Annotated in this window: 18 protein-coding genes; 13 read left to right on the plus strand and 5 right to left on the minus strand. The window is 65.9% G+C overall.

Features of this window, described 5'->3' with window-relative positions; genetic code table 11:
- Nucleotides 1–3 precede the first annotated feature (3 nt).
- The 13 genes from nuoG to AC2ITM_RS05755 all read left to right on the plus strand — a co-directional run bounded on the left by nuoG (nucleotide 4) and on the right by AC2ITM_RS05755 (nucleotide 13987).
- Nucleotides 4–2019, plus strand: coding sequence for an NADH-quinone oxidoreductase subunit NuoG (gene nuoG / locus AC2ITM_RS05695; RefSeq protein WP_486468856.1), 2016 nt, complete (start codon nucleotides 4–6; stop codon nucleotides 2017–2019).
- A 276-nt stretch (nucleotides 2020–2295) separates the two neighbouring features.
- On the plus strand, nucleotides 2296–3336 hold the full coding sequence (gene nuoH / locus AC2ITM_RS05700) for an NADH-quinone oxidoreductase subunit NuoH (RefSeq protein WP_486468857.1): 1041 nt from the start codon (nucleotides 2296–2298) through the stop codon (nucleotides 3334–3336).
- Between the two features lie 3 nt (nucleotides 3337–3339).
- Nucleotides 3340–3834, plus strand: coding sequence for an NADH-quinone oxidoreductase subunit NuoI (gene nuoI, locus AC2ITM_RS05705; protein ID WP_486468858.1), 495 nt, complete (start codon nucleotides 3340–3342; stop codon nucleotides 3832–3834).
- A gap of 9 nt (nucleotides 3835–3843) precedes the next feature.
- Entirely contained in the window at nucleotides 3844–4263 is a 420-nt protein-coding gene (locus tag AC2ITM_RS05710; protein ID WP_486468859.1) for a hypothetical protein, read from the plus strand.
- Nucleotides 4260–4667: a carboxymuconolactone decarboxylase family protein gene (locus AC2ITM_RS05715; RefSeq protein WP_486468860.1), complete on the plus strand. Its 408-nt coding sequence runs from the start codon at nucleotides 4260–4262 to the stop codon at nucleotides 4665–4667. The genes AC2ITM_RS05710 and AC2ITM_RS05715 overlap by 4 nt, the downstream gene beginning before the upstream one ends.
- A complete protein-coding gene (locus tag AC2ITM_RS05720) occupies nucleotides 4664–5272 on the plus strand; it encodes an NADH-quinone oxidoreductase subunit J (protein WP_486468861.1) in 609 nt (202 codons plus the stop codon). Before AC2ITM_RS05715 ends, AC2ITM_RS05720 begins: the two co-directional genes overlap by 4 nt.
- Nucleotides 5273–5404: 132 nt before the next feature.
- Entirely contained in the window at nucleotides 5405–5710 is a 306-nt protein-coding gene (gene nuoK / locus AC2ITM_RS05725; protein WP_486468862.1) for an NADH-quinone oxidoreductase subunit NuoK, read from the plus strand.
- Nucleotides 5711–5714: 4 nt separating this feature from the next.
- Complete coding sequence (gene nuoL / locus AC2ITM_RS05730) at nucleotides 5715–7712, plus strand: NADH-quinone oxidoreductase subunit L (RefSeq protein ID WP_486468863.1); 1998 nt, start codon at nucleotides 5715–5717, stop codon at nucleotides 7710–7712.
- A complete protein-coding gene (locus AC2ITM_RS05735) occupies nucleotides 7712–9277 on the plus strand; it encodes an NADH-quinone oxidoreductase subunit M (RefSeq protein ID WP_486468864.1) in 1566 nt (521 codons plus the stop codon). Before nuoL ends, AC2ITM_RS05735 begins: the two co-directional genes overlap by 1 nt.
- Nucleotides 9278–9297: 20 nt before the next feature.
- Nucleotides 9298–10737 (plus strand): NADH-quinone oxidoreductase subunit NuoN, encoded by a 1440-nt coding sequence (gene nuoN, locus AC2ITM_RS05740; RefSeq protein WP_486468865.1) that lies wholly within the window; start codon nucleotides 9298–9300, stop codon nucleotides 10735–10737.
- 11 nt (nucleotides 10738–10748) lie between these two features.
- The gene (locus AC2ITM_RS05745) at nucleotides 10749–11504 is read left to right on the plus strand and encodes a biotin--[acetyl-CoA-carboxylase] ligase (protein ID WP_486469398.1); all 756 of its coding nucleotides are present in this window, start codon (nucleotides 10749–10751) and stop codon (nucleotides 11502–11504) included.
- Nucleotides 11505–11534: 30 nt separating this feature from the next.
- Complete coding sequence (locus AC2ITM_RS05750; protein ID WP_486468866.1) at nucleotides 11535–12314, plus strand: type III pantothenate kinase; 780 nt, start codon at nucleotides 11535–11537, stop codon at nucleotides 12312–12314.
- The gene (locus AC2ITM_RS05755; protein WP_486468867.1) at nucleotides 12311–13987 is read left to right on the plus strand and encodes a ribonuclease J; all 1677 of its coding nucleotides are present in this window, start codon (nucleotides 12311–12313) and stop codon (nucleotides 13985–13987) included. Before AC2ITM_RS05750 ends, AC2ITM_RS05755 begins: the two co-directional genes overlap by 4 nt.
- Here AC2ITM_RS05755 and AC2ITM_RS05760 read toward each other — a convergent pair.
- The 5 genes from AC2ITM_RS05760 to AC2ITM_RS05780 all read right to left on the minus strand — a co-directional run bounded on the left by AC2ITM_RS05760 (nucleotide 13927) and on the right by AC2ITM_RS05780 (nucleotide 20721).
- Nucleotides 13927–14319, minus strand: coding sequence for a PilZ domain-containing protein (locus tag AC2ITM_RS05760; RefSeq protein ID WP_486468868.1), 393 nt, complete (start codon nucleotides 14317–14319; stop codon nucleotides 13927–13929). The two genes, AC2ITM_RS05755 and AC2ITM_RS05760, sit on opposite strands and share 61 nt — an antisense overlap.
- 139 nt (nucleotides 14320–14458) lie before the next feature.
- Nucleotides 14459–16180, minus strand: a complete 1722-nt coding sequence (locus AC2ITM_RS05765) for a DEAD/DEAH box helicase (protein WP_486468869.1) — start codon at nucleotides 16178–16180, stop codon at nucleotides 14459–14461.
- 174 nt (nucleotides 16181–16354) lie between these two features.
- Nucleotides 16355–17287 (minus strand): glycosyltransferase family 2 protein, encoded by a 933-nt coding sequence (locus AC2ITM_RS05770; RefSeq protein ID WP_486468870.1) that lies wholly within the window; start codon nucleotides 17285–17287, stop codon nucleotides 16355–16357.
- Nucleotides 17284–19005 carry a glycosyltransferase family 2 protein gene (locus AC2ITM_RS05775; RefSeq protein WP_486468871.1) on the minus strand — a complete coding sequence of 574 codons (1722 nt, stop codon included), beginning with the start codon at nucleotides 19003–19005 and terminating at the stop codon, nucleotides 17284–17286. Before AC2ITM_RS05775 ends, AC2ITM_RS05770 begins: the two co-directional genes overlap by 4 nt.
- Before the next feature lie 108 nt (nucleotides 19006–19113).
- Nucleotides 19114–20721 carry a peptide chain release factor 3 gene (locus tag AC2ITM_RS05780; protein WP_486468872.1) on the minus strand — a complete coding sequence of 536 codons (1608 nt, stop codon included), beginning with the start codon at nucleotides 20719–20721 and terminating at the stop codon, nucleotides 19114–19116.
- Nucleotides 20722–20782 lie beyond the last annotated feature (61 nt).

Below are 20782 nucleotides of genomic sequence, written 5' to 3' on the forward strand. Positions count from 1 at the left end.
TCCATGTCTGACCTTCGCAAGATCATCATCGACGACCGCGAGATCGAGGTCGATCCGGCCCTGACCCTGCTGCAGGCCTGCGAGCAGGCCGCCGTCGAAGTGCCCCGCTTCTGCTACCACGAGCGTCTGTCGATCGCCGGCAACTGCCGCATGTGCCTGGTCGAGGTCGTCGGCGGCCCGCCCAAGCCCACGGCCTCCTGCGCGATGCAGGTCAAGGACCTGCGGCCGGGCCCCGATGGCGCCCCGCCGGTGGTCAAGACCAACTCTCCCATGGTGAAGAAGGCCCGCGAAGGGGTGATGGAGTTCCTGCTCATCAACCACCCGCTGGATTGCCCGATCTGCGACCAGGGCGGCGAATGCGACCTGCAGGACCAGGCGATGGCCTATGGCGTCGATTTCTCGCGCTACCGCGAGGCCAAGCGCGCCTCTGATGACCTGAACCTGGGCCCGCTGGTCGAAACCCACATGACGCGCTGCATTTCCTGCACGCGCTGCGTCCGCTTCACCACCGAGGTCGCGGGCAGCACCCAGATGGGCCAGACCGGCCGCGGCGAGGATGCCGAGATCACCAGCTATCTGAACCAGACGCTGGCTTCGAACCTGCAGGGCAACATCATCGACCTGTGCCCGGTCGGTGCGCTGACCTCGAAACCCTATGCCTTCACCGCCCGCCCGTGGGAACTGACCAAGACCGAGACCATCGATGTCATGGACGCGATGGGCGCCAATATCCGGGTCGATACCAAGGGCCGCGAAGTCAAACGTATCATGCCGCGCAACCATGACGGCGTGAACGAGGAATGGATTTCCGACAAGACGCGCTTCATCTGGGACGGCCTGCGCCGCCAGCGCCTGGACACGCCCTATGTCCGCATCGACGGCAAGCTGAAGCCCGCGACCTGGGCCCAGGCGCTGGCTGCCGTCAAGGCCGCCGTTGCCGGCAAATCCGTCGCCGGTCTGGTCGGTGACCTGATGCCGGTCGAGGCCGCCTATGCGCTGAAGACCCTGATCGAGGGTCTGGGCGGCGTGGTCGAGGCGCGCACCGACGGCGCCAAGCTGCCCGCGGGCAACCGTTCGGCCTATGTCGGCACCGCCACGATCGAGGACCTGGACACCGCCAAGGCGATCTTCATCATCGGCGCCAACCCGGCGACCGAGATGCCGGTGCTGAACGCCCGCATCCGCAAGGCCTGGCTGAAGGGCGCCGAGGTCACGCTGGTGGGCGAAGCCGCCGAGCTGACCTATGAGCACACCCATTTCGGCGCCGACCGCTCGGATCTGCTGCGCCTGATGGAGCAGGACTTTGCCGCGCTGGAGGGCAAGCCTTCGGTGGTGATCCTGGGGCAGGGGGCGCTGACCGGCCCCGATGGCGCCGCGGTGCTGGCGGCCGCGCAATACCTGGCCGAAAAGGCCGGTGCCGGCTTCCTGGTGCTGCACACCGCCGCCGGCCGTGTCGGCGCTCTGGACGTGGGCGCGGTCTGCGAGGGCGGCATCGCCGCCGCGCTGCAGGCCGAGGTGATCTACAACATGGGTGCCGACGAGATCGACATCCCCGCCGGTCCCTTCGTGATCTATCAGGGCAGCCATGGTGACCGCGGTGCGCATCGCGCCGACGTGATCCTGCCCGGCGCCGCCTACACCGAGGAAAACGGCCTGTTCGTGAACACCGAAGGCCGTCCCCAGCTGGCCATGCGCGCGGCCTATGCCCCGGGCGAGGCCAAGGAAAACTGGGCGATCCTGCGGGCGCTTTCGGCTGAACTGGGCCAGACCCTGCCCTGGGACAGCCTGGCGCAGCTGCGCCGCAAGATGATCGCGGCGCATCCGCTGCTGGCCCAGCTGGATCTGGTGCCCGAAAACACCTGGAAGGCCGAGCCCGCGGGCACCGTCTTCGAGGGTCCCTTCGCCAAGCCGGTTGCCGACTTCTACCTGACGAATCCCATCGCACGGGCCTCGCAGGTGATGGCGGAGCTGTCGCGGCTGGCTGCCGAACGGGCGGCCCGTCCGCTGGCGGCAGAGTGAGCGCCCCGGTGGCCCTGACGCTGCGGATCAACCGCCGGGCAGGGGGCACCCGAGGGGTGTTCCCGGCCTGCGCGTGTGCGGTCCGGCAGCCGGTAGGGAACGGGGAAAAAATTGCAAGATTTCCGCGAGGAATTATCCGCGATGGCTCTGGTGTCCGCGCGTCAGATGCGGTTTATACCGCACTGACAGCACGGCCCAAAGGCAAACGGATGATCCGGAGGGGGATCATCTCCGCGCAAAGCGCGGGACAACGGAATACCGACGGTGTGAGGACATATGGCTGAGTTTTTCACCACCAACCCGCTAGGCATCCTGCTGCTCATCATCGGACAGGTGCTACTGGTTGTCGTGCCGCTGCTGGTGGCGCTGGCCTTCCTTCTATACGGTGACCGCAAGGTCTGGGCTGCGGTCCAGCTGCGCAAGGGCCCGAACGTGGTGGGCGTCTTCGGCCTGCTGCAAAGCTTTGCCGACTTCGGCAAATACATCACCAAGGAAATCGTGGTGCCCGCGGGCGCCGACCGGTTCGTCTTCTTCCTGGCGCCGATGCTCAGCTTCACGCTGGCGATGATCGCCTGGGCGGTGATCCCGTTCAACGACGGCTGGGTCGTCTCGAACATCAACGTGGCGATCCTCTATGTCTTCGCGATCTCCTCGCTTGAGGTCTACGGCGTGATCATGGGCGGCTGGGCGTCGAACTCGAAGTACCCGTTCCTGGGGTCGCTTCGCTCGGCGGCACAGATGATCTCCTACGAGGTCTCGATCGGCCTGATCATCATCGGCGTGATCATCTCGACCGGCTCGATGAACTTCACCGACATCGTTCATGCGCAGGAAGGCCGCTACGGCCTGTTCAGCTGGTACTGGCTGCCGCACCTGCCGATGGTCTTCCTGTTCCTGATCTCGGCCCTGGCCGAGACCAACCGCCCCCCCTTCGATCTTCCCGAGGCTGAATCGGAACTGGTGGCGGGCTATCAGGTGGAATATTCCTCGACGCCCTTCCTGCTGTTCATGATCGGCGAATACGTGGCCATCGTGCTGATGTGCGCGCTGATGACGACGCTGTTCTTCGGCGGCTGGCTGTCGCCCATTCCGGGCCTGCCCGACGGCGTGCTGTGGTTCATCGGCAAATGCGTCCTGGTGTTCTTCGTCTTCGCCATGGTGAAGGCCATCACCCCGCGCTACCGCTACGACCAGCTGATGCGGATCGGCTGGAAGGTCTTCCTGCCGATGTCGCTGGGCTGGGTCGTTCTGGTGGCATTCCTCGCGAAATTCGAGCTGTTCGGCGGTGCTTGGGCCCGCTGGGTGATTGGAGGCTGATCCATGGCAAGCGTCGACTATACCCGCGCGGCCAAGTACTTTCTGCTGGTCGATTTCTTCAAGGGCTTCAAGCTGGGCTTCAAGTACTTCTTCACGCCCAAGCCCACGCTGGATTACCCGCATGAAAAGGGGCGGCTGTCGCCCCGCTTCCGCGGCGAACACGCGCTGCGCCGCTATCCCAACGGCGAGGAACGCTGCATCGCCTGCAAGCTGTGCGAGGCGATCTGCCCCGCGCAGGCCATCACCATCGACGCCGAACCGCGCGAGGACGGCTCGCGCCGCACCACGCGCTACGACATCGACATGACGAAATGCATCTACTGCGGCTTCTGCCAGGAAGCCTGCCCGGTGGATGCCATCGTCGAGGGACCGAACTTCGAGTTCTCGACCGAGACCCGCGAAGAACTGTACTACGACAAGGCCAAGCTTCTGGACAACGGCGCCCGCTGGGAAGCCGAGATCGCCCGCAACCTGGAGCTGGACGCTCCCTACCGCTGAGGACCGATCATGGGCTGGGACATCGGCATCTACGACACCGACACCGCGCAAGAGCTGCTCTCTGGCGTGGCCGAGGTCGGCGTGCCGGTGATCCAGGAAATCCTGGCGGTCTGCGACGACGCCTGGGCCGAGGACGACTTTACCGACAGCGAGCTTGAGGATGCCTTTGCCATCCTGGGGATCGTGGCGGGTGTCCTGGACCCGGCGGCGCCGGATGCCACCCAGACCCGCGAGGCCCTGCCTGCGGCCATCCAGGCCGAGATCCGCGACCTGCCGCGCGCACCCCTGCTGCGGCTGGCGCAGATGGTGGGGCTGCGCGCCCCCGAGCTGCTGGAAGGCACCGGACAGGAGGCCGACTGGATCGCCGGTTACATGGCGGTGCTTTCGGCGCTGACAGCGGCGCTTTCGGCAGGGGGGCAGGCGGCGTGAGCGATCCCAAATCCCCGTTTGAATTCTTCATGGCCCAGGCGCAGGACATGGCGAAGGCCATGAACCCCGCCCTGGAAAACTTCACCCCCAAGGGCTTTGAAACCCTTTGGCCGGTGATGCCCCGGGACTGGATGGAGATGGCCTTTGGCAAGGCCTTCAACAAGGATGGGCTGGACGCCAAGACCCGCCTGTTCCTGACCCTTGCGGGTCTGACGATGCATGGTGCGCAGGCCGAAGGCCAGCTGCGCCTCACCGTGCGCCACCTGCTTGAGGCCGGTGCCACGAAACAGGAAATCGCCGAGGCCATCGCACAGATGTCGATGTTCGCCGGCATACCCGCCATGACCCGGGCCGCCGCGCTCGCCAAGGAAGTCATGGACGAACCAGAGGATGATGAGTCATGACCGTCGCCGCTTTCTCCTTCTACCTCTTCGCGCTCTGCGCGATTGCAGGTGGCCTCTTCACGGTGATCTCCCGGAACCCGGTCCACTCGGTGCTCTGGATGATCCTGACGTTCCTTTCTGCGGCGGGGCTTTTCGTTCTGCTGGGGGCGGAATTCGTCGCCATGCTGCTGATCATCGTCTATGTCGGCGCCGTCATGGTGCTGTTCCTGTTCGTGGTCATGATGCTGGACGTCGACTTCGCCGAGCTGAAGGCGGGAATGGCCAAGTACATGCCGCTGGCGCTGCTGATCGGTCTGATCCTGCTGATGCAGTTCGGTCTGGCCTATGGCTCCTGGCACGAGGCCTCGACGGCCGAGGCCGCCCGGACCGCCGTGACGCCCGAGAACGTGCACAACACCAACGCCCTGGGGATGCTGATCTTTGATCGCTACTTCCTGCCGTTCCAACTGGCGGGCATGGTCCTGCTGGTCGCGATGATCGGGGCCATCGTGCTGACCCTGCGCCATCGCAAGGACATCAAGCGCCAGAACGTGCTGGAGCAGATGTGGCGCGATCCGAAGGTGCAGCTGAAGATGAAGGACGTGAAACCGGGGCAGGGGCTGTGATGCCGGTCGCAAGGATCGCCACACCCGCCCGAGCGCCGCAGCTGCGGCAGATGACAACTAGCCGGATGGCCCCGGCAGACCCCCGAACGGGGCGCCCGGCCAACCGCAGCGACAAGTGAGGGACCGAGGGACATGATCGGAATCGAACATTACCTGACGGTGGCGGCCGTGCTGTTCGTCATCGGGATTTTCGGGATCTTCCTGAACCGGAAGAACGTCATCATCCTGCTGATGAGCATCGAGCTCATCCTGCTGTCGGTGAACATCAACCTCGTCACCTTCTCCAGCTTCCTGGGGGATCTTGCGGGGCAGGTCTTCACGCTCTTCGTGCTGACGGTGGCTGCCGCCGAGGCGGCGATCGGCCTGGCCATCCTCGTCTGCTTCTTCCGCAACCGCGGCACGATTGCCGTGGAAGACGTCAACGTGATGAAAGGCTGAGCCCATGGTCCCCATCATCCTCCTGCTGCCCCTGGCATCGGCGATCATCGCGGGCTTCGGCTGGCGCGTGATCTCGGTGAAGGGCGCGCAGTACCTCGCGACCGGGGTCCTGTTCTTCTGCTGCCTGCTGAGCTGGATCGCCTTCTTCACCACCCCCGAGACCACCCAGCACATCGAGATCCTGCGCTGGATCCAGAGCGGCACGCTCGATACCTCCTGGGGTGTCCGCGTTGACCGGCTGACGACGATCATGCTGATCGTGGTCACCACGGTTTCGGCCTTCGTGCACCTCTACTCGATCGGCTACATGGCGCATGACGAGAACTTCGGCCCGGCCGAGGAATACCGTCCGCGCTTCTTCGCCTATCTGTCGCTCTTCACCTTCGCGATGCTGGCGCTGGTCACCTCGGACAACCTGGTGCAGATGTTCTTCGGCTGGGAAGGCGTGGGCCTGGTGTCCTATCTGCTGATCGGCTTCTACTACAAGAAGCCCTCGGCGGGGGCGGCGGCCATCAAGGCCTTCGTGGTCAACCGGGTCGGCGACTTTGGCTTCCTGCTGGGGATCCTGGGCCTGTACTTCCTGGCGGATTCCACCAGCTTCGACACCATCTTCAACCAGGTTCCGAAGATCGCCGGCACCGAGCTGCATTTCCTGTGGCGCGACTGGAACGCGGCGAACCTGCTGGCCTTCCTGCTGTTCGTCGGCGCGGCCGGCAAATCGGCACAGCTGTTCCTGCACACCTGGCTGGCGGACGCCATGGAAGGCCCGACCCCGGTGTCGGCGCTGATCCACGCCGCCACCATGGTGACCGCCGGTGTCTTCCTGGTCTGCCGCATGTCGCCCCTGATGGAGAGCGCGCATGAGACCATGGCCTTCATCACCTTCCTGGGCGCCACCACGGCCTTCGTCGCGGCGACCATCGGCCTGGTGCAGAACGACATCAAGCGCGTCATCGCCTATTCGACCTGCTCGCAGCTGGGCTACATGTTCGCGGCCGCGGGTGTCGGCGCCTACGGCCCGGCGATGTTCCACCTGCTGACCCACGCCTTCTTCAAGGCGCTGCTGTTCCTTTCGGCGGGCTCGGTCATCACGGCGATGCACCACGAACAGGACATGCGCAACTACGGCGGCCTGAAGGACAAGATCCCGATGACCTTCTGGGCGATGGTGATCGGCACCCTGGCCATCACCGGCGTCGGCATCCCCTTCACCCACATCGGTTTCGCGGGCTTCCTGTCCAAGGATGCCATCATCGAGAGCGTCTGGGCCGGCACCAACGGCGGCTATGCCTTCTGGATGCTGGTGATCGCGGCGCTGTTCACCGCCTTCTACTCCTGGCGGCTGATCTTCATGACCTTCTTCGGCAAGCCCCGCGGCGACAAGCACGCGCATGAACATGCGCATGAAAGCCCGATGGTCATGCTGATCCCGCTGGCGGTCCTGTCGGTCGGCGCGGTACTGGCGGGCATGGTCTGGTACGGCTCGTTCTTCGGCGATCTGGACAAGATGGCGGCGTTCTTCCGGATGCCCGGCCATGACGCGGCAGGGGCCATGGGCGCCATCTACATGTCGCCCCATAACGAGGTCATCGAGACCGCCCACCACGCACCCGCCTGGGTCAAGGTCAGCCCGTTCATCGCCATGGCGATCGGCTTCCTGATTGCCTGGGTGATGTACGTCAAGGACACCTCGCTGCCCAAGCGGCTGGCCGATGCCAACCGTCCGCTGTACCTGTTCCTGCTGAACAAGTGGTACTTCGACGAGATCTACGACTTCCTCTTCGTGCGTCCGTCCTTCGCTGTCGGCCGTCTGTTCTGGAAACGCGGTGACGGCACCATCATCGACGGCACCGTCAACGGCGTTGCCCTCGGGCTGGTCCCCGCCTTCGTGCGCCTGATCGGTCGCTGGCAGAGCGGTTACATCTTTACCTATGCATTCACGATGGTGATCGGCATCGCGGCCCTTGTGACCTGGATGACGCTCATCGGAGGGGCACACTAATGAACAACCTTCTGTCCATCGTCACCTTCATGCCGTCCATCGCGGCGCTGATCCTGGCGATTTTCCTGCGGGGCGAGGACCGGGCGTCGCAGCGCAATGCCAAGTGGGTGGCGCTGATCGCCACCACGCTGACCTTCCTGGTGTCGCTGTTCATCCTGTTCCAGTTCGACGGCTCGAACACCGGCTTCCAGATGGTCGAGGACCGTCCCTGGCTGGGTGGCCTGCGCTACAAGATGGGCGTCGACGGGATCTCGGTCCTGTTCGTGATGCTGACGACCTTCATGATGCCGATCACCATCGCCGCCTCCTGGCGGGTGAAGCGGCGGGTGAAGGAATACATGATCGCCTTCCTGATCCTGGAAACGCTGATGCTGGGCGTGTTCATGTCGCTGGACCTGATCCTGTTCTACGTCTTCTTCGAGGCAGGCCTGATCCCGATGTTCCTGATCATCGGCATCTGGGGCGGCCCGAACCGGATCTACGCGACCTTCAAGTTCTTCCTCTACACCTTCCTCGGCTCGGTCATGATGCTGATCTCGATGATCGTCATCTACGAGCACGCCCACACGACCGACATCGTCGCCCTGATGAAGTACGACTTTAGCTCGGATCCGATCACGCTGTTCGGCTTCGTGATCCCGGGCGGTCTGCAGACGCTGCTGTTCTTCGGCTTCTTCGTGGGCTTCGCCGTCAAGACGCCGATGTGGCCGGTGCACACCTGGCTGCCTGACGCCCACGTTCAGGCGCCGACGGCCGGGTCCGTCGACCTTGCGGCCATCCTGCTGAAGATGGGCGGCTACGGCTTCCTGCGGTTCTCGCTGCCGATGTTCCCGGTGGGGGCGGACGTGCTGACGCCCTTCGTGCTGTGGCTGTCGGTCATTGCCATCGTCTATACCTCGCTGGTGGCGCTGGTGCAGACCGACATGAAAAAGCTGATCGCCTATTCGTCGGTTGCGCACATGGGCTTTGTCACCATGGGGATCTTCGCGGTGAACCAGCAGGGCATGGACGGCGCGATGTTCCAGATGCTGTCGCACGGCTTCATCTCGGCCGGCCTCTTCCTGTCGGTGGGCTTCATCTACGACCGCATGCACACGCGTGAGATCGAGGCCTACGGCGGCCTGGTGAACCGGATGCCCGCCTATGCGCTGATCTTCATGTTCTTCACCATGGCGAACGTCGGCCTGCCGGGCACCTCGGGCTTCATCGGTGAATTCCTCACCATGGTCGGCATCTTCCAGGTCAACACCTGGATCGCGATGGTCGCGGCCACCGGCGTCATCCTGTCGGCGGCCTATGCGCTGTACCTTTACCGCCGCGTGGTCATGGGCCCGCTGCTGAAGGAAAGCCTGAAGACCATCAAGGACCTCGACCTGCGCGAAAAGCTCATCATGGGCCCGCTGGTCGCCATGACCCTGTTCCTTGGCGTCTACCCCAGCTTCGTGACCGACCGCGTCGGCCCCACGATCGGCGCCCTTGTCGAGCATAACCAGACCGCGCTGAAAGAGGCGGGCCGCATCCCTGCGGCCACCGCCGAGACCGCCGCGCCGGCCGCATCGCACTGAACCCGGAGGATCCTTTCAACATGCTTCAGTCCGACCTGAACATCATCCTCCCGGAGATCGTCCTGGCGATCTACGCGATGGTGGCCCTGGTCCTGGGGGTCTACCTGGGCAAGGACAAGATCGCGGGTATCCTCAGCTGGGTCACCGCCGCCGTCTTCGTCCTGCTGGGCCTGTGGATTTCGATCCGGCCCACCGGGATGACCGCCTTCCACGGCATGTACAATGCCGATGGCTTCTCGCAATATGCCCAGGTGGGCATCCTGTTCTCGGCCGCGGCCGTGCTGGTGATGGGCCTCGAACACATGGCGCGCCGCAAGGTGCTGCTGTTCGAATTCCCGATCCTGATCGCGCTTGCGGTGCTGGGGATGCTGGTCATGGTCTCGGCCGGAGACCTGATCACCCTCTACATGGGCGTCGAACTTCAGTCGCTGGCGCTTTACGTGCTGGCCTCGATCCGCCGCGATTTCCTGAAGTCGACGGAATCGGGCCTGAAGTATTTCATCCTGGGCTCGCTGTCGTCGGGGATGCTGCTGTACGGCGCCTCGCTGGTCTATGGCTTCTCGGGGACCACGCTGTTCTCGGGCATCCTGGAGGCCGCGGGTCATGGCCATGCGCCGGTCGGCCTGCTGTTCGGCATTGTCTTCATGATCTCGGGCCTGGCGTTCAAGGTCTCGGCCGTGCCGTTCCACATGTGGACGCCGGACGTCTACGAGGGCTCGCCCACGCCGGTCACCGCCTTCTTCGCCACGGCGCCGAAATTCGCCGCCATGGGCCTGTTTGCCCGCGTCCTCTATGATGCCTTCGGTGGCGTCGTGGGCGACTGGCAGCAGGTCACGGCGATGATCGCCTTCCTGTCGATGGTGGTGGGTTCGGTCGCGGCGATCGGTCAGACCAACATCAAGCGCCTGATGTCCTATTCGTCGATCGCCCACATGGGCTATGCGCTGATGGGCCTGTCGGCGGGCACCGTGCTGGGCGTGCAGTCCATGCTGCTGTACCTGTCGATCTACGTGACGATGAACATCGGCGCCTTCGCCTTCATCATGTCGATGGAACGCGACGGGCAACCGGTGACCGACATCCGCTCGCTGAACGTGTACGCCTCGGCGGCACCGGGCCGTGCGCTGGCGCTGCTGCTGCTGCTGTTCTCGATGGCGGGCGTGCCGCCCTTCATCGGCTTCTTCGCCAAGATCTACGTGCTGCGCGCGGCCTATGAAGGCGGCATGGCGTGGCTAGCGATCATGGCGGTGCTGGCCTCGGTGGTGGGCGCGTTCTACTACCTGCGCGTGGTCTACTTCATGTACTTCGGCAAATCCTCGGAAGAGCCGTTGGACGAATCGAAGAACCCCGTGCTGCTGGCGTTCCTGACGGTGTCGGCCGCGATCATGCTGATCGGTGTGGTCAACCTGTTCGGTCTGGAAGACGTGGCGAAGGCCGCCGCCGTCTCGCTGGTGAAGTGAGCTTGGCGCCGCTGCCCGAAGGCTGGCCCGGCGGCTATGGCCGCCTGGCCCTGGCGCAGGTGGACAGCACCCTGGACGAGGGTGCGCGACAGTTCGATACGCTGCCGGGCCCCCTCTGGATCTCGGCCGCGCAGCAGACCAAGGCCAGGGGCCGCCGCGGGCGGCCCTGGGCGAACCCGGTGGGCAATTTCGCCGCCACGCTGGTCCTGCCGCTGGCGGATGAAACCCCCGACCGGATCGCGCTGCGCAGCTTCGTCGCGGCGCTGGCGCTTTATGACGCGCTGGTCATGGTCACCGGCCGCACCGCCCCCTTCGCGCTGAAATGGCCCAATGACGTGCTGCTGAACGGTGGCAAGCTGGCGGGCATCCTGCTGGAAAGCGTCCTGCGGCGGAACCGCATCGAAGGCCTGATGATCGGCATCGGTGTCAACCTGGCCGAAGCCCCCCCGCCCGAGCAGGTCGAGGCCCGCGCCCTGCGGCCCGTGGCGCTGCTGCCCGAGGTGGGCGTTCAGATCCCCCCCGAAGACTTTCTGACGGCGCTGGCTGCGGCCTATGCGGCGCAGGAGGACACCTTCCGCACCCGCGGTTTCGCCCCGATCCGCACTGCCTGGCTGGACCGCGCCACGCGCCTGGGCCAGGAGATCACGGCGCGCTTCGGCAATACCGCCCTGACCGGCCGGTTCGAGACCATCGACGAAAACGGACATCTTGTCCTGACGGCGGGCGGCACGCGACATGCGATCGCGGCGGCCGACGTCTTCTTCTAGCCTCACGACCCCGGAGGAGGGGGCCCCGTCATGCTGCTGGCCATTGATTGCGGCAACACCAACACCGTCTTCTCGGTCTGGGACGGCACCGAGTTCCTGTGCACGCTGCGCACCTCGACCGACCACCAGCGCACCGCTGACCAGTATTACGTCTGGCTGTCGACGCTGCTGACGCATCACAAGATACCCGTCGACATCGATGCGGTGATCATTTCCTCGACCGTGCCGCGGGTGGTGTTCAACCTGCGGGTGCTGGCGGATCGCTATTTCAACTGTCGTCCCTATGTGGTGGGCAAGCCCGAATGCGCCCTGCCGAAGGCGCCGCGCGTCGATGCCGGCACCCAGGTGGGCCCGGACCGGCTGGTCAACACCGCCGGCGCCTTCGAGCGTTACGGCGGCGACCTGATCGTGGTGGATTTCGGCACTGCCACCACCTTTGACGTGGTGGCCGAGGACGGCGCCTACGTGGGCGGCGTCATCGCGCCGGGGGTCAACCTGTCGCTGCAGGCGCTGCACGAAAGCGCCGCCGCCCTGCCGCACGTGGATGTGACGCGGCCCGCGCAGGTGATCGGCACCAATACCGTGGCCTGCATGCAAAGCGGCGTTTTCTGGGGCTATGTGGGCCTTGTCCGGGAAATCTGTGGCCAGATCCGCAGCGAATACGCGCGCCCCATGCGAATTATCTCGACCGGGGGGCTTGCGCCCCTCTTCGGACAGGGCGATACGCTGTTCGACCATTTCGACGAATTCCTGACCATTCACGGTCTCAGGATCATCTATGACCACAACCAGATGCTAGGGGCTACATGACAACGGATCGGCTCATCTACCTTCCGCTCGGCGGTGCCGGGGAAATCGGGATGAATGCCTATGTCTACGGGTACGGACCGGCCGGAAACGAGCGGCTGATCCTCGTGGATCTGGGCGTCGCCTTCCCCGACATGGAGACGACGCCGGGGGTGGATCTGATCTTTGCCGACATCACCTGGCTGAAAGAGAACCGCAACCGGCTGGAAGCGGTGTTCATCACCCATGCCCACGAAGATCACGTGGGCGCGGTGGGGCACCTTTACGAACGCCTGGGCGCCCCGATCATCTATGCGCGCGCCTTCACGGCGAATATCGCGCGCGGCAAGCTGGGCGAATACGGGCTGGGCGATCATGTCGTCACCACCGTCAGCGCCTGGCCGGAAACCGTCAAGGCGGGCCCGTTCAAGGTGGGCTTCCTGCCGATGTCGCATTCGATCCCCGAAAGCAGCGCGCTGGTGATCGACACGCCGGCGGGGCGGATCATCCACTCGGGCGACTTCAAGCTGGACACCAACCCGATCGTCGGCGAACCCTTCGACGAGGCGCTGTGGCGCGATGTTTCGAAGGGCGGCGTGCGGGCGCTGATCTGCGACTCGACCAACGTCTTCTCGCCCAATCCCGGCCGCTCGGAATCCGAGGTCGAGCCTGAGGTCGAGAAACTGGTCGCCTCCTGCGATACCGGCATCTTCGTGGCGACGACCTTTGCGTCGAACATCGCGCGGGTGAAATCGCTGGCGGTGGCGGGCGACAAGGCGGGCCGGTCGGTCTGCCTGCTGGGCCGCGCCATGCGCCGGATGATCGAGGCGGGTCAGGAAACCGGCATCCTGTCGGGCTTCCCCAAGGTGATCAGCATCGAGGACGCCCGCGAGATCCCGCGCGAGAACCTGATGATGATCGTCACCGGCAGCCAGGGCGAACGCCGCGCGGCGGCCGCGCAGCTGGCCCGCGGCAAGCACCACGGCATCACGCTGGGCGAGGGGGATACCTTCCTGTTCTCGTCCAAGACCATCCCGGGCAACGAAAAGTCGGTGATCTCGATCATCAACAATTTCAGCCAGATGGGCGTTGACGTGATCGACGACCATGCCGGGCGCTACCACGTGTCGGGCCACGCCAACCGCCCGGATCTGGAGCGTCTGCAGGACATCGTGAACCCGCAGATCGTCATCCCGATGCACGGCGAACACCGTCACCTGCGCGAACATGCCAAGATCAGCATGGCGAAGGGCCGCGGCTCTTTCGTCTGCGTCAACGGCATGATGATCGAACTGTCGGGCAATGCCCCCAAGGTCGTCGAATACATCGAGACCGGCCGCACCTATCTGGATGGCTCGATCCAGATCGGCGCGCTGGACGGCATCGTGCGTGACCGGATCCGCATGGCGCTGAACGGCCATGTCACCGTCACCGCCGTCATCGACGAGGATGACGAGCCGCTGGGCGATCCCTGGTGCGATCTGATGGGCCTGCCGGAAACCGGCAAGTCCGGCGTGTCGCTGGTGGACATCCTGGAAGCCGACCTGAGCCAGTTCCTGGGCCGGGCGGATGCCAAGACCATGCGCGATGACGACAAGCTGGAAGAGGCCCTGCGGCGCGTCGTGCGCAACTCGGCTCAGGGAGAGATCGGCAAGAAGCCCGAGGTGACGGTGGTCATTTCGCGACTGTCGGCCTGATCCCGACGCTCCAGTTCCGTAAGCAATGACATCAGCGCGCCCGATTGGCGCGCTGATTGCGCATCAAACTGCAGGCCGATGCGATGGTGGGCCGTCCAGCGCAGGTCCGAGCGCAGGTTGCAGATCTGCGGCAGACGAAAGCGCATCCGCCCCATGGGCCCGTAATTGCTGGCCGCTAGCGGCAGCTGCAGACCCGCCCCCCCCAGCGAGATGTCGACCAGCGTGGCCGTCATCACCTTGTCTTCAAAGATCAGCTCGCAACTGCGGCGCAACGCATAGCGCGTGTGGCGGCGACGGTTGGCATATTGGTTCGGCGGGATGACGACCTGCATGGCTCTGGCCCCTGTGACGACAGCGGGTGCTGACAGGGGCAGGCTAGGGGACCAGAGATTTCAAAAGCTTGAACGAAAAGGGCGGGGATGACGCCAGATCGCGTCATCCCCGCCCTTTTTTACGTTCCGTCCCGAAGGATCAGCCGGCGCGGCGTTGATCGAACGACAGCGCGATAAAGCTGGGCATGTGGTCGCCCATGCCGACCACCACGCGGTCGTTGCCACGGCCCTTGCCACCGGTGTTGCCGCCATTGCCACGCTCGCGCGGGGCGCCGCTGCGCTTGTCGGTGCGCTCCGATTTCTCGGGCTTCTCGACGGGCTCGGGCTTTTCGGCGCGGGCCGGCTTTTCAGCGGGCTTTTCGGTGGGCTTTTCGGCAGCGGCGGGCCGTTCGGCGCGCGCCGGTTTCGGGGCCTTCTCGACCGGCTTTTCTGCCTTGGCGACGGGGGCCTCGACCGGGGCCTCGACGGGGGCCGCGACAGGCGCCTCGGCGGGCTTTTCAGCGGGCTTTTCGGCCTTCGGGGCGCGCGGCGCCTTGGCGGGTTTCGGTGCCTTCACCTCGGCTGCGACAGGGGCCTCGACTGCCTCGGGGGCCTCGGCGGTGACCTCGGCCTTGGGGGCCTTGGGCTTGCGGGTCCGGGTGCGGCGGGGCTTCTCGTCGGTCTTGGCGGCGGGGGCCTCGGCTGCGGCTGCGCCCTCGGGCTCGGCGGATTTCAGGCCCGGCAGTTCCAGGCGCGGGATCTCTTTCGCCACCAGTTTCTCGATGTCGGCCAGGTTCTTTTCGTCGCGCGGCACGCAGATCATGATCGTCTTGCCCTTGCGCCCGGCCCGGCCGGTGCGGCCGATGCGGTGCACGTAGTCTTCGGAATGGGTCGGCACGTCGAAGTTGAAGACATGGCTGACCGAGGGAACGTCCAGACCGCGCGCGGCCACATCCGAGGCCACCAGGATCTTCAGCGAGCCTTCGCGGAAGCCGTCCAGCGTCTTCATGCGGGTCGACTGGTCCAGGTCGCCATGGATGGGCGCTGCGTCATAGCCGTATTTCTTCAGCGACTTGGCGGTGACATCGACATCGGTCTTGCGGTTGCAGAAGACGATGGCGTTGGTCAGGCTGTCGCCTTCCATGTCGATCAGCTGACGCAGGATGCGGCGTTTTTCCGACCCCTCGCGGTCCTTGCGGGATGCCTTGAACATGACGACGCTCTGTTCGATGTTCTCGCCGGTGGTGGCCTGGCGGGCGATCTCGATGCGTTCGGGGTTCGACAGGAAGGTATTGGTGATGCGTTCGATCTCGGGCGCCATGGTGGCCGAGAAGAACAGCGTCTGGCGGGTGAACGGCGTCAGGCTGAAGATGCGTTCGATATCCGGGATGAACCCCATGTCGAGCATCCGGTCGGCCTCGTCCACCACCATGATCTGCACGCCGGTCAGCAGCAGCTTGCCGCGCTCGAAATGGTCCAGCAGACGGCCGGGCGTGGCGATCAGCACGTCGACGCCGCGGTCGATCAGCGCCTCTTGTTCCTTGAAGCTGACGCCGCCGATCAGCAGCGCCTTCGTCAGCTTCATGTGCTTGGTATAGGTGTCGAAGTTCTCGGCGACCTGGGCGGCCAGTTCGCGGGTCGGGCACAGCACAAGCGACCGCGGCATCCGCGCGCGGGCACGGCCCTTGGCCAGCCGCGTGATCATCGGCAGCGTAAAGCTGGCGGTCTTGCCGGTGCCCGTCTGGGCGATGCCCAGCACGTCCCTGCCAGCCAGCGCGTGCGGAATGGCGCCTGCCTGGATGGGCGTCGGCGATTCATAACCGGCTTCGGCGATGGCTTTGAGGACCTTGGGGTCCAGGTCGAGATCAGAAAACTTGGTCATGTGCATCCGTGGGTTTACGGACACATCTTGGCCCGTAGCGTATCCGTGAAGGGCCAGACAGGCCCGGGCGTGCAGAACGGCCGCCGCCTCATGGAAGGGGCTCTTACTAGAGACTTGCAAAAAGGTCAATCCAAACGGGCAAATGCGCTGTTTTCGGGCCCTGGAGGGGGGATTTCAGGGGCTGACGTCGGGAAAATGGCGGCTGCGCAGCGCCGTCAGGTCCATTTCACGGCTGACCAGCAGCCCCTCGGCCGCGAGTCGTTTTCGCAACCCAGGGCTGTCGGCGCAGACCTCGGCATGGAAACGGCGCAGCCCCGCCTCGCCCTCGCGGGCTTCCAGGGCTGCCAGATGGGCGTGCAGAGTGGGGGTGTCGGGCGCGGCGGGCTTCAGCTCGCTCCGGTACGAGCCCTGGTCGTGGCGAAAGCGGTACTGGGCCAGCCAGGCCTCGACGGGGCCGGCGTGAAAATGCGCCAGCGGGCAGGGCAGGGTGGTCTCTCCGGGATTGCGGCCCGAGGGGGTCAGCAGGTTGTGGATGCGGAATTCGGCCTGGGGCAGGCCGGGGCGGGCAAAGATCTTGCCATTGGCATGGCTCAGCAGGCCGCCGTTCAGCCAGGGGCCGAATTCGGGGTTGATCCGCGCGGTTTGCGCGCGCCGCGTCGCGGGATCCAGTGAAAAGCTGCGGAAATGGTAAAGCGGCCCGGGGCCTGCCAGCGCCTCGACCGGGCGCAGGCGGGCGGTGTGACAGGTCGCAGGCAGCGCCGACAGCATCTGCGCCACCGGCTGATCGGGCAGCAGGAATTCGTCAACGTCTATGTGCAGCAGCCAGTCGAGGCGGCATTTGTGCACATAGCAATGGGTGGCATTGACGGTCTGCCGGGCCTGGTGGCGTTTCGGCCGAAAGCCCTTGGTGCGCTTCCACCAGCCGCTGTCGCAGGCGACGGTGCGGATCTTCGGATGCGGCTTCAGCAGGGCGATCGCCGGATCGGCGGGGTCGTCGAAATGCAGATGCAGCCGGGTCGCGCCCAGCTCCAGATGCCAGGCGGCAAAGTCCAGCACCTTTTCGGCCGGCGCCCGGATGGTCGAGACGATGCCCCAGCTGGTGCTCATGCGGTGGCCTCCTGCGGCAGGCGGCCGAAGACCTGGCGGACGCGGGCCTCAAGATCCAGTTCCGGGGCCAGCAGCATCCCCTGCGCCTGCAGGCGGTCGCGCAGGGCGGGGCTGTCGGCCAGCACCTCGTCCCGCAAGAGCGCCAGCGCGTCCTCGCCCTCGGTGGCCAGCAGGTATTCCAGCAGATCGCCGGGGCCGAAGCGGTCGCGGCCGCGGGGATAGTGACCGTCAGAGATGCGGGCGGGCAGCGTGGCGAGAAACCCGGGCCAGTCGGCGGCGAGGCTGCGGCCGCAATGGCCGGCAGTCCACAGCGCCCGGTTCGGCGCAGGCTGGCTGCGGTGGATCAGGTAATGCAGCCCCAGCCGGCAATCGGCAATGCCGGTACGCACCGCCGGACGGCCCTGCGGTGCCCCCACCAGCCCCTGCGGCAGATGCAGCCCGAAGGTGGGGTAGACGGCGGCCAGGGCGGCCTCTCCGGCCTGATCGGCGGGAACGGGGCGGCGAAAGGCGGGGGCGGGACCCAGCAGGCGTTCGGCCGGGGGCAAGTCCAGCACGGCGATGCCGTCGGGCAGGGCGCCCAGCACGGCGGCCAGCGGGCGCTCGGGCAGCAGCAGGTCGCCGCCGTCCAGATGCACCAGCCAGTCCAGGTCGCTGTCGTGGTAGCTGAGCGTGGCATTGCGCGCCTGCCGGCGGGCAAGCGCATCGGGGCGCTGGCCCAGGCGGTCCCAGTGGGCCTGGTCGCAGGGGATCACCCGGACCAGCGGATGGTCCGCAAAGAACGCCTGCGCGGCACCGTCGGGACGGTCCAGGTACAGATCCAGCCGGTCGGCCCCCTCGATCAGGTGGTGGGCGGCAAAGCGGGCGATCTGCGGCAGCTCCGCATCCAGCGTCGCCACGATCCCCCAGCGAAGGCGCGCCGGATCGGGCCGGGCCCGGGCGCTGAGCGCGGGCTGCGCGCCCTCGGGCAGGGGCAGCGGGGCAAAGCCTGCCTCGGCAGGGGGCGGGATCTCGTCGTCGCGCATCAAGGCCAGGCGGCGGAACACGGTGCGCGGATCGGCATCGAGCAACCCCAGCAGATGCCGCGCCAGCGGGGCCAGCACCGGATCCGCGCCCGCCTCTTGCCACAGCCGCCCCAGCAGGTTGACATCAAGCCCCCCCGACATCAGCGCATAGGGCGCCATGTCGAGCGGCAGCCGCCGCCGTTTCTTGGGCCCGGCAAAGGGCTGCTCGGGCGCCAGGCCCGCATGCAGCCGTTCGCTTTCATACAGTTTCACCATGCCGAAAAGGGTGGTCAGCGCCAGCCCCGCCTGCCGCTGCGCCGGGGTGTCACCGTGATCGCCAAAGGTCGTCACCGCCGAGACCAGCCAGCGCGGCGACAGCCGGTCGATCAGGAAGGCGGCTTCCTCGCGCCACAGGCGCAGGAACAGCGGCGCGGTCTGGGCGGGCTGGTCGCGGCGGCGCAGATGGGCGATCAGCAGGCCATGCAGGTGCAGGATCTGCGGCTGGCCCAGGAATTCCTCGGCCAGTTCGCGGGCCTTGCGCGCATGGCCCGCGCGCGCCGGCCCATCGGGCAGGCGGGTGGGGGCGGATTTCAGCGGCTGCAGGTCGATGTCGAGGGGTGGCAGCGCCTGGCCCGGCTCGAAGGCCAGGGGCTCCTGCCGGGCTTCCATCCGGGCAAGAAGGCTGTCGAAACCGCCATAGGTGCTGTCGCGCATCATGGCGGCAGGATGCGACAGGGCAGGCGTGCAGGCAAGCACCCGCACACGTCAGGGTGGAAATTCCCTTTCCGGGGACATGAAAAAGGCGGCCCCGCAGGGCCGCCCGGATCAGACCATCATTTCCTTGGTAGCCGACAGCGTCACCTCGGGGTAGTCGCGCACCACCCGGTCGATGTCCCATTGCAGCCGCGTCAGGAAGACGATGTCGCCGTCGTGGTCATAGCCGATGTGCTGCTTGTTGGCATTCACCAGCTTCTCGACCGCCAGCTTCGGCCCCGAAACCCAGCGGGCCGAGGTGAACTGCGAGGGTTCGAAGCGCACCGGCAGGCCGTATTCCAGCTCGATCCGGGAACCCAGGACCTCGAACTGAAGGGCGCCGACGACGCCGACGATGAAGCCCGAGCCGATCGAGGGCTTGAAGACCTTGGCGGCGCCTTCCTCGGCGAATTGCATCAGCGCCTTTTCCAGGTGCTTGGCCTTCATCGGATCGCCCGCGCGCACGCCCTGCAGCAGTTCCGGCGCAAAGCTGGGGATGCCGGTGACGCGCAGCGTCTCGCCCTCGGTCAGGGTGTCGCCGATGCGCAGCTGGCCGTGGTTCGGAATGCCGATGATGTCGCCGGCCCAGGCCTCTTCCGCCAGTTCCCGGTCCGAGGCCAGGAACAGCACCGGGTTCGACACTGCCATCGGTTTCTTCGAGCGCACGTGCTGCAGCTTCATGCCGCGCTTGAAATGCCCCGAGGCCAGGCGCACGAAGGCCACCCGGTCGCGGTGCTTGGGGTCCATGTTGGCCTGCACCTTGAAGACAAAGCCCGCAACCTTGTCCTCTTCCGGGGCGATCTGGCGCGGTTCGGCCTGCTGAGGCTGCGGTTCGGGGCCGAATTCACCGATGCCGGTCATCAGTTCCTTGACGCCGAAGCTGTTGATCGCCGAGCCGAACCAGATCGGCGTCATCGTCCCCTCCAGCAGCGCCTGACGGTCGAAGGCGGGCAGCAGCTCGCGGGCCATCTCGACCTCTTCGCGCAGCTTGGCCAGCTGCCCGGCGGGGATATGCTCGGCCATCTTCGGATCGTCGAGGCCGTCCAGCTTGATCGATTCCGCGACCCGGTTGCGGTCGGCGCGGTCCATCAGCTCCAGCCGGTCGTGCAGCATGTCGTAGCAGCCCAGGAAATCCCGGCCGACGCCGATGGGCCAGGAGGCGGGCGTCACGTCGATGGCCAGGTTCTCCTGGATCTCGTCGATGATGTCGAAGACCTCGCGGCTTTCGCGGTCCATCTTGTTGCAGAAGGTCAGGATCGGCAGGTCGCGCAGGCGGCAGACCTCGAACAGCTTCTGGGTCTGGCTTTCGACGCCCTTCGCGCCGTCGATCACCATGATCGCCGCATCCACCGCCGTGAGCGTCCGATAGGTGTCCTCGGAAAAGTCCGAGTGGCCGGGGGTGTCGACCAGGTTGAAGCGGAACTTGCCGAAATCGAAGCTCATTGCCGAGGCGGACACCGAGATGCCGCGGTCCTTCTCCATCTGCATGAAGTCCGAGCGCGTGCGCCGCGCCTCGCCCTTGGCGCGCACCTGGCCGGCCATCTGGATGGCCCCCCCGAAGAGGAGGAATTTTTCGGTCAGCGTCGTCTTGCCCGCGTCCGGGTGCGAGATGATCGCGAAGGTACGCCGGCGGGCGATCTCAGGCGGCAGGGCGGGGCGGTTGGAGGCGGTGTCGAGCATGTCGCGGCGTATAGCACCCCATGGAAAAAGGGCAAGCCTCGGCGCGGGGCCTTGCAGGGCA

Source organism: Pseudooceanicola sp. NS-SX9, from assembly GCF_057380705.1.

Bases quoted from the DNA above. Each gene is read 5' to 3' on its own strand.
- nuoI (WP_486468858.1), top strand. From the start codon at position 3,340: ATGGCAAGCGTCGACTATACCCGCGCGGCCAAGTACTTTCTGCTGGTC.
- AC2ITM_RS05710 (WP_486468859.1), top strand. From the start codon at position 3,844: ATGGGCTGGGACATCGGCATCTACGACACCGACACCGCGCAAGAGCTG.
- nuoL (WP_486468863.1), top strand. From the start codon at position 5,715: ATGGTCCCCATCATCCTCCTGCTGCCCCTGGCATCGGCGATCATCGCG.
- nuoK (WP_486468862.1), top strand. From the start codon at position 5,405: ATGATCGGAATCGAACATTACCTGACGGTGGCGGCCGTGCTGTTCGTC.
- nuoN (WP_486468865.1), top strand. From the start codon at position 9,298: ATGCTTCAGTCCGACCTGAACATCATCCTCCCGGAGATCGTCCTGGCG.
- AC2ITM_RS05780 (WP_486468872.1), bottom strand. From the start codon at position 20,721: ATGCTCGACACCGCCTCCAACCGCCCCGCCCTGCCGCCTGAGATCGCC.
- AC2ITM_RS05750 (WP_486468866.1), top strand. From the start codon at position 11,535: ATGCTGCTGGCCATTGATTGCGGCAACACCAACACCGTCTTCTCGGTC.
- AC2ITM_RS05735 (WP_486468864.1), top strand. From the start codon at position 7,712: ATGAACAACCTTCTGTCCATCGTCACCTTCATGCCGTCCATCGCGGCG.
- AC2ITM_RS05755 (WP_486468867.1), top strand. From the start codon at position 12,311: ATGACAACGGATCGGCTCATCTACCTTCCGCTCGGCGGTGCCGGGGAA.
- AC2ITM_RS05765 (WP_486468869.1), bottom strand. From the start codon at position 16,180: ATGACCAAGTTTTCTGATCTCGACCTGGACCCCAAGGTCCTCAAAGCC.
- AC2ITM_RS05770 (WP_486468870.1), bottom strand. From the start codon at position 17,287: ATGAGCACCAGCTGGGGCATCGTCTCGACCATCCGGGCGCCGGCCGAA.
- AC2ITM_RS05775 (WP_486468871.1), bottom strand. From the start codon at position 19,005: ATGATGCGCGACAGCACCTATGGCGGTTTCGACAGCCTTCTTGCCCGG.
- nuoG (WP_486468856.1), top strand. From the start codon at position 4: ATGTCTGACCTTCGCAAGATCATCATCGACGACCGCGAGATCGAGGTC.
- nuoH (WP_486468857.1), top strand. From the start codon at position 2,296: ATGGCTGAGTTTTTCACCACCAACCCGCTAGGCATCCTGCTGCTCATC.
- AC2ITM_RS05760 (WP_486468868.1), bottom strand. From the start codon at position 14,319: ATGCAGGTCGTCATCCCGCCGAACCAATATGCCAACCGTCGCCGCCAC.
- AC2ITM_RS05720 (WP_486468861.1), top strand. From the start codon at position 4,664: ATGACCGTCGCCGCTTTCTCCTTCTACCTCTTCGCGCTCTGCGCGATT.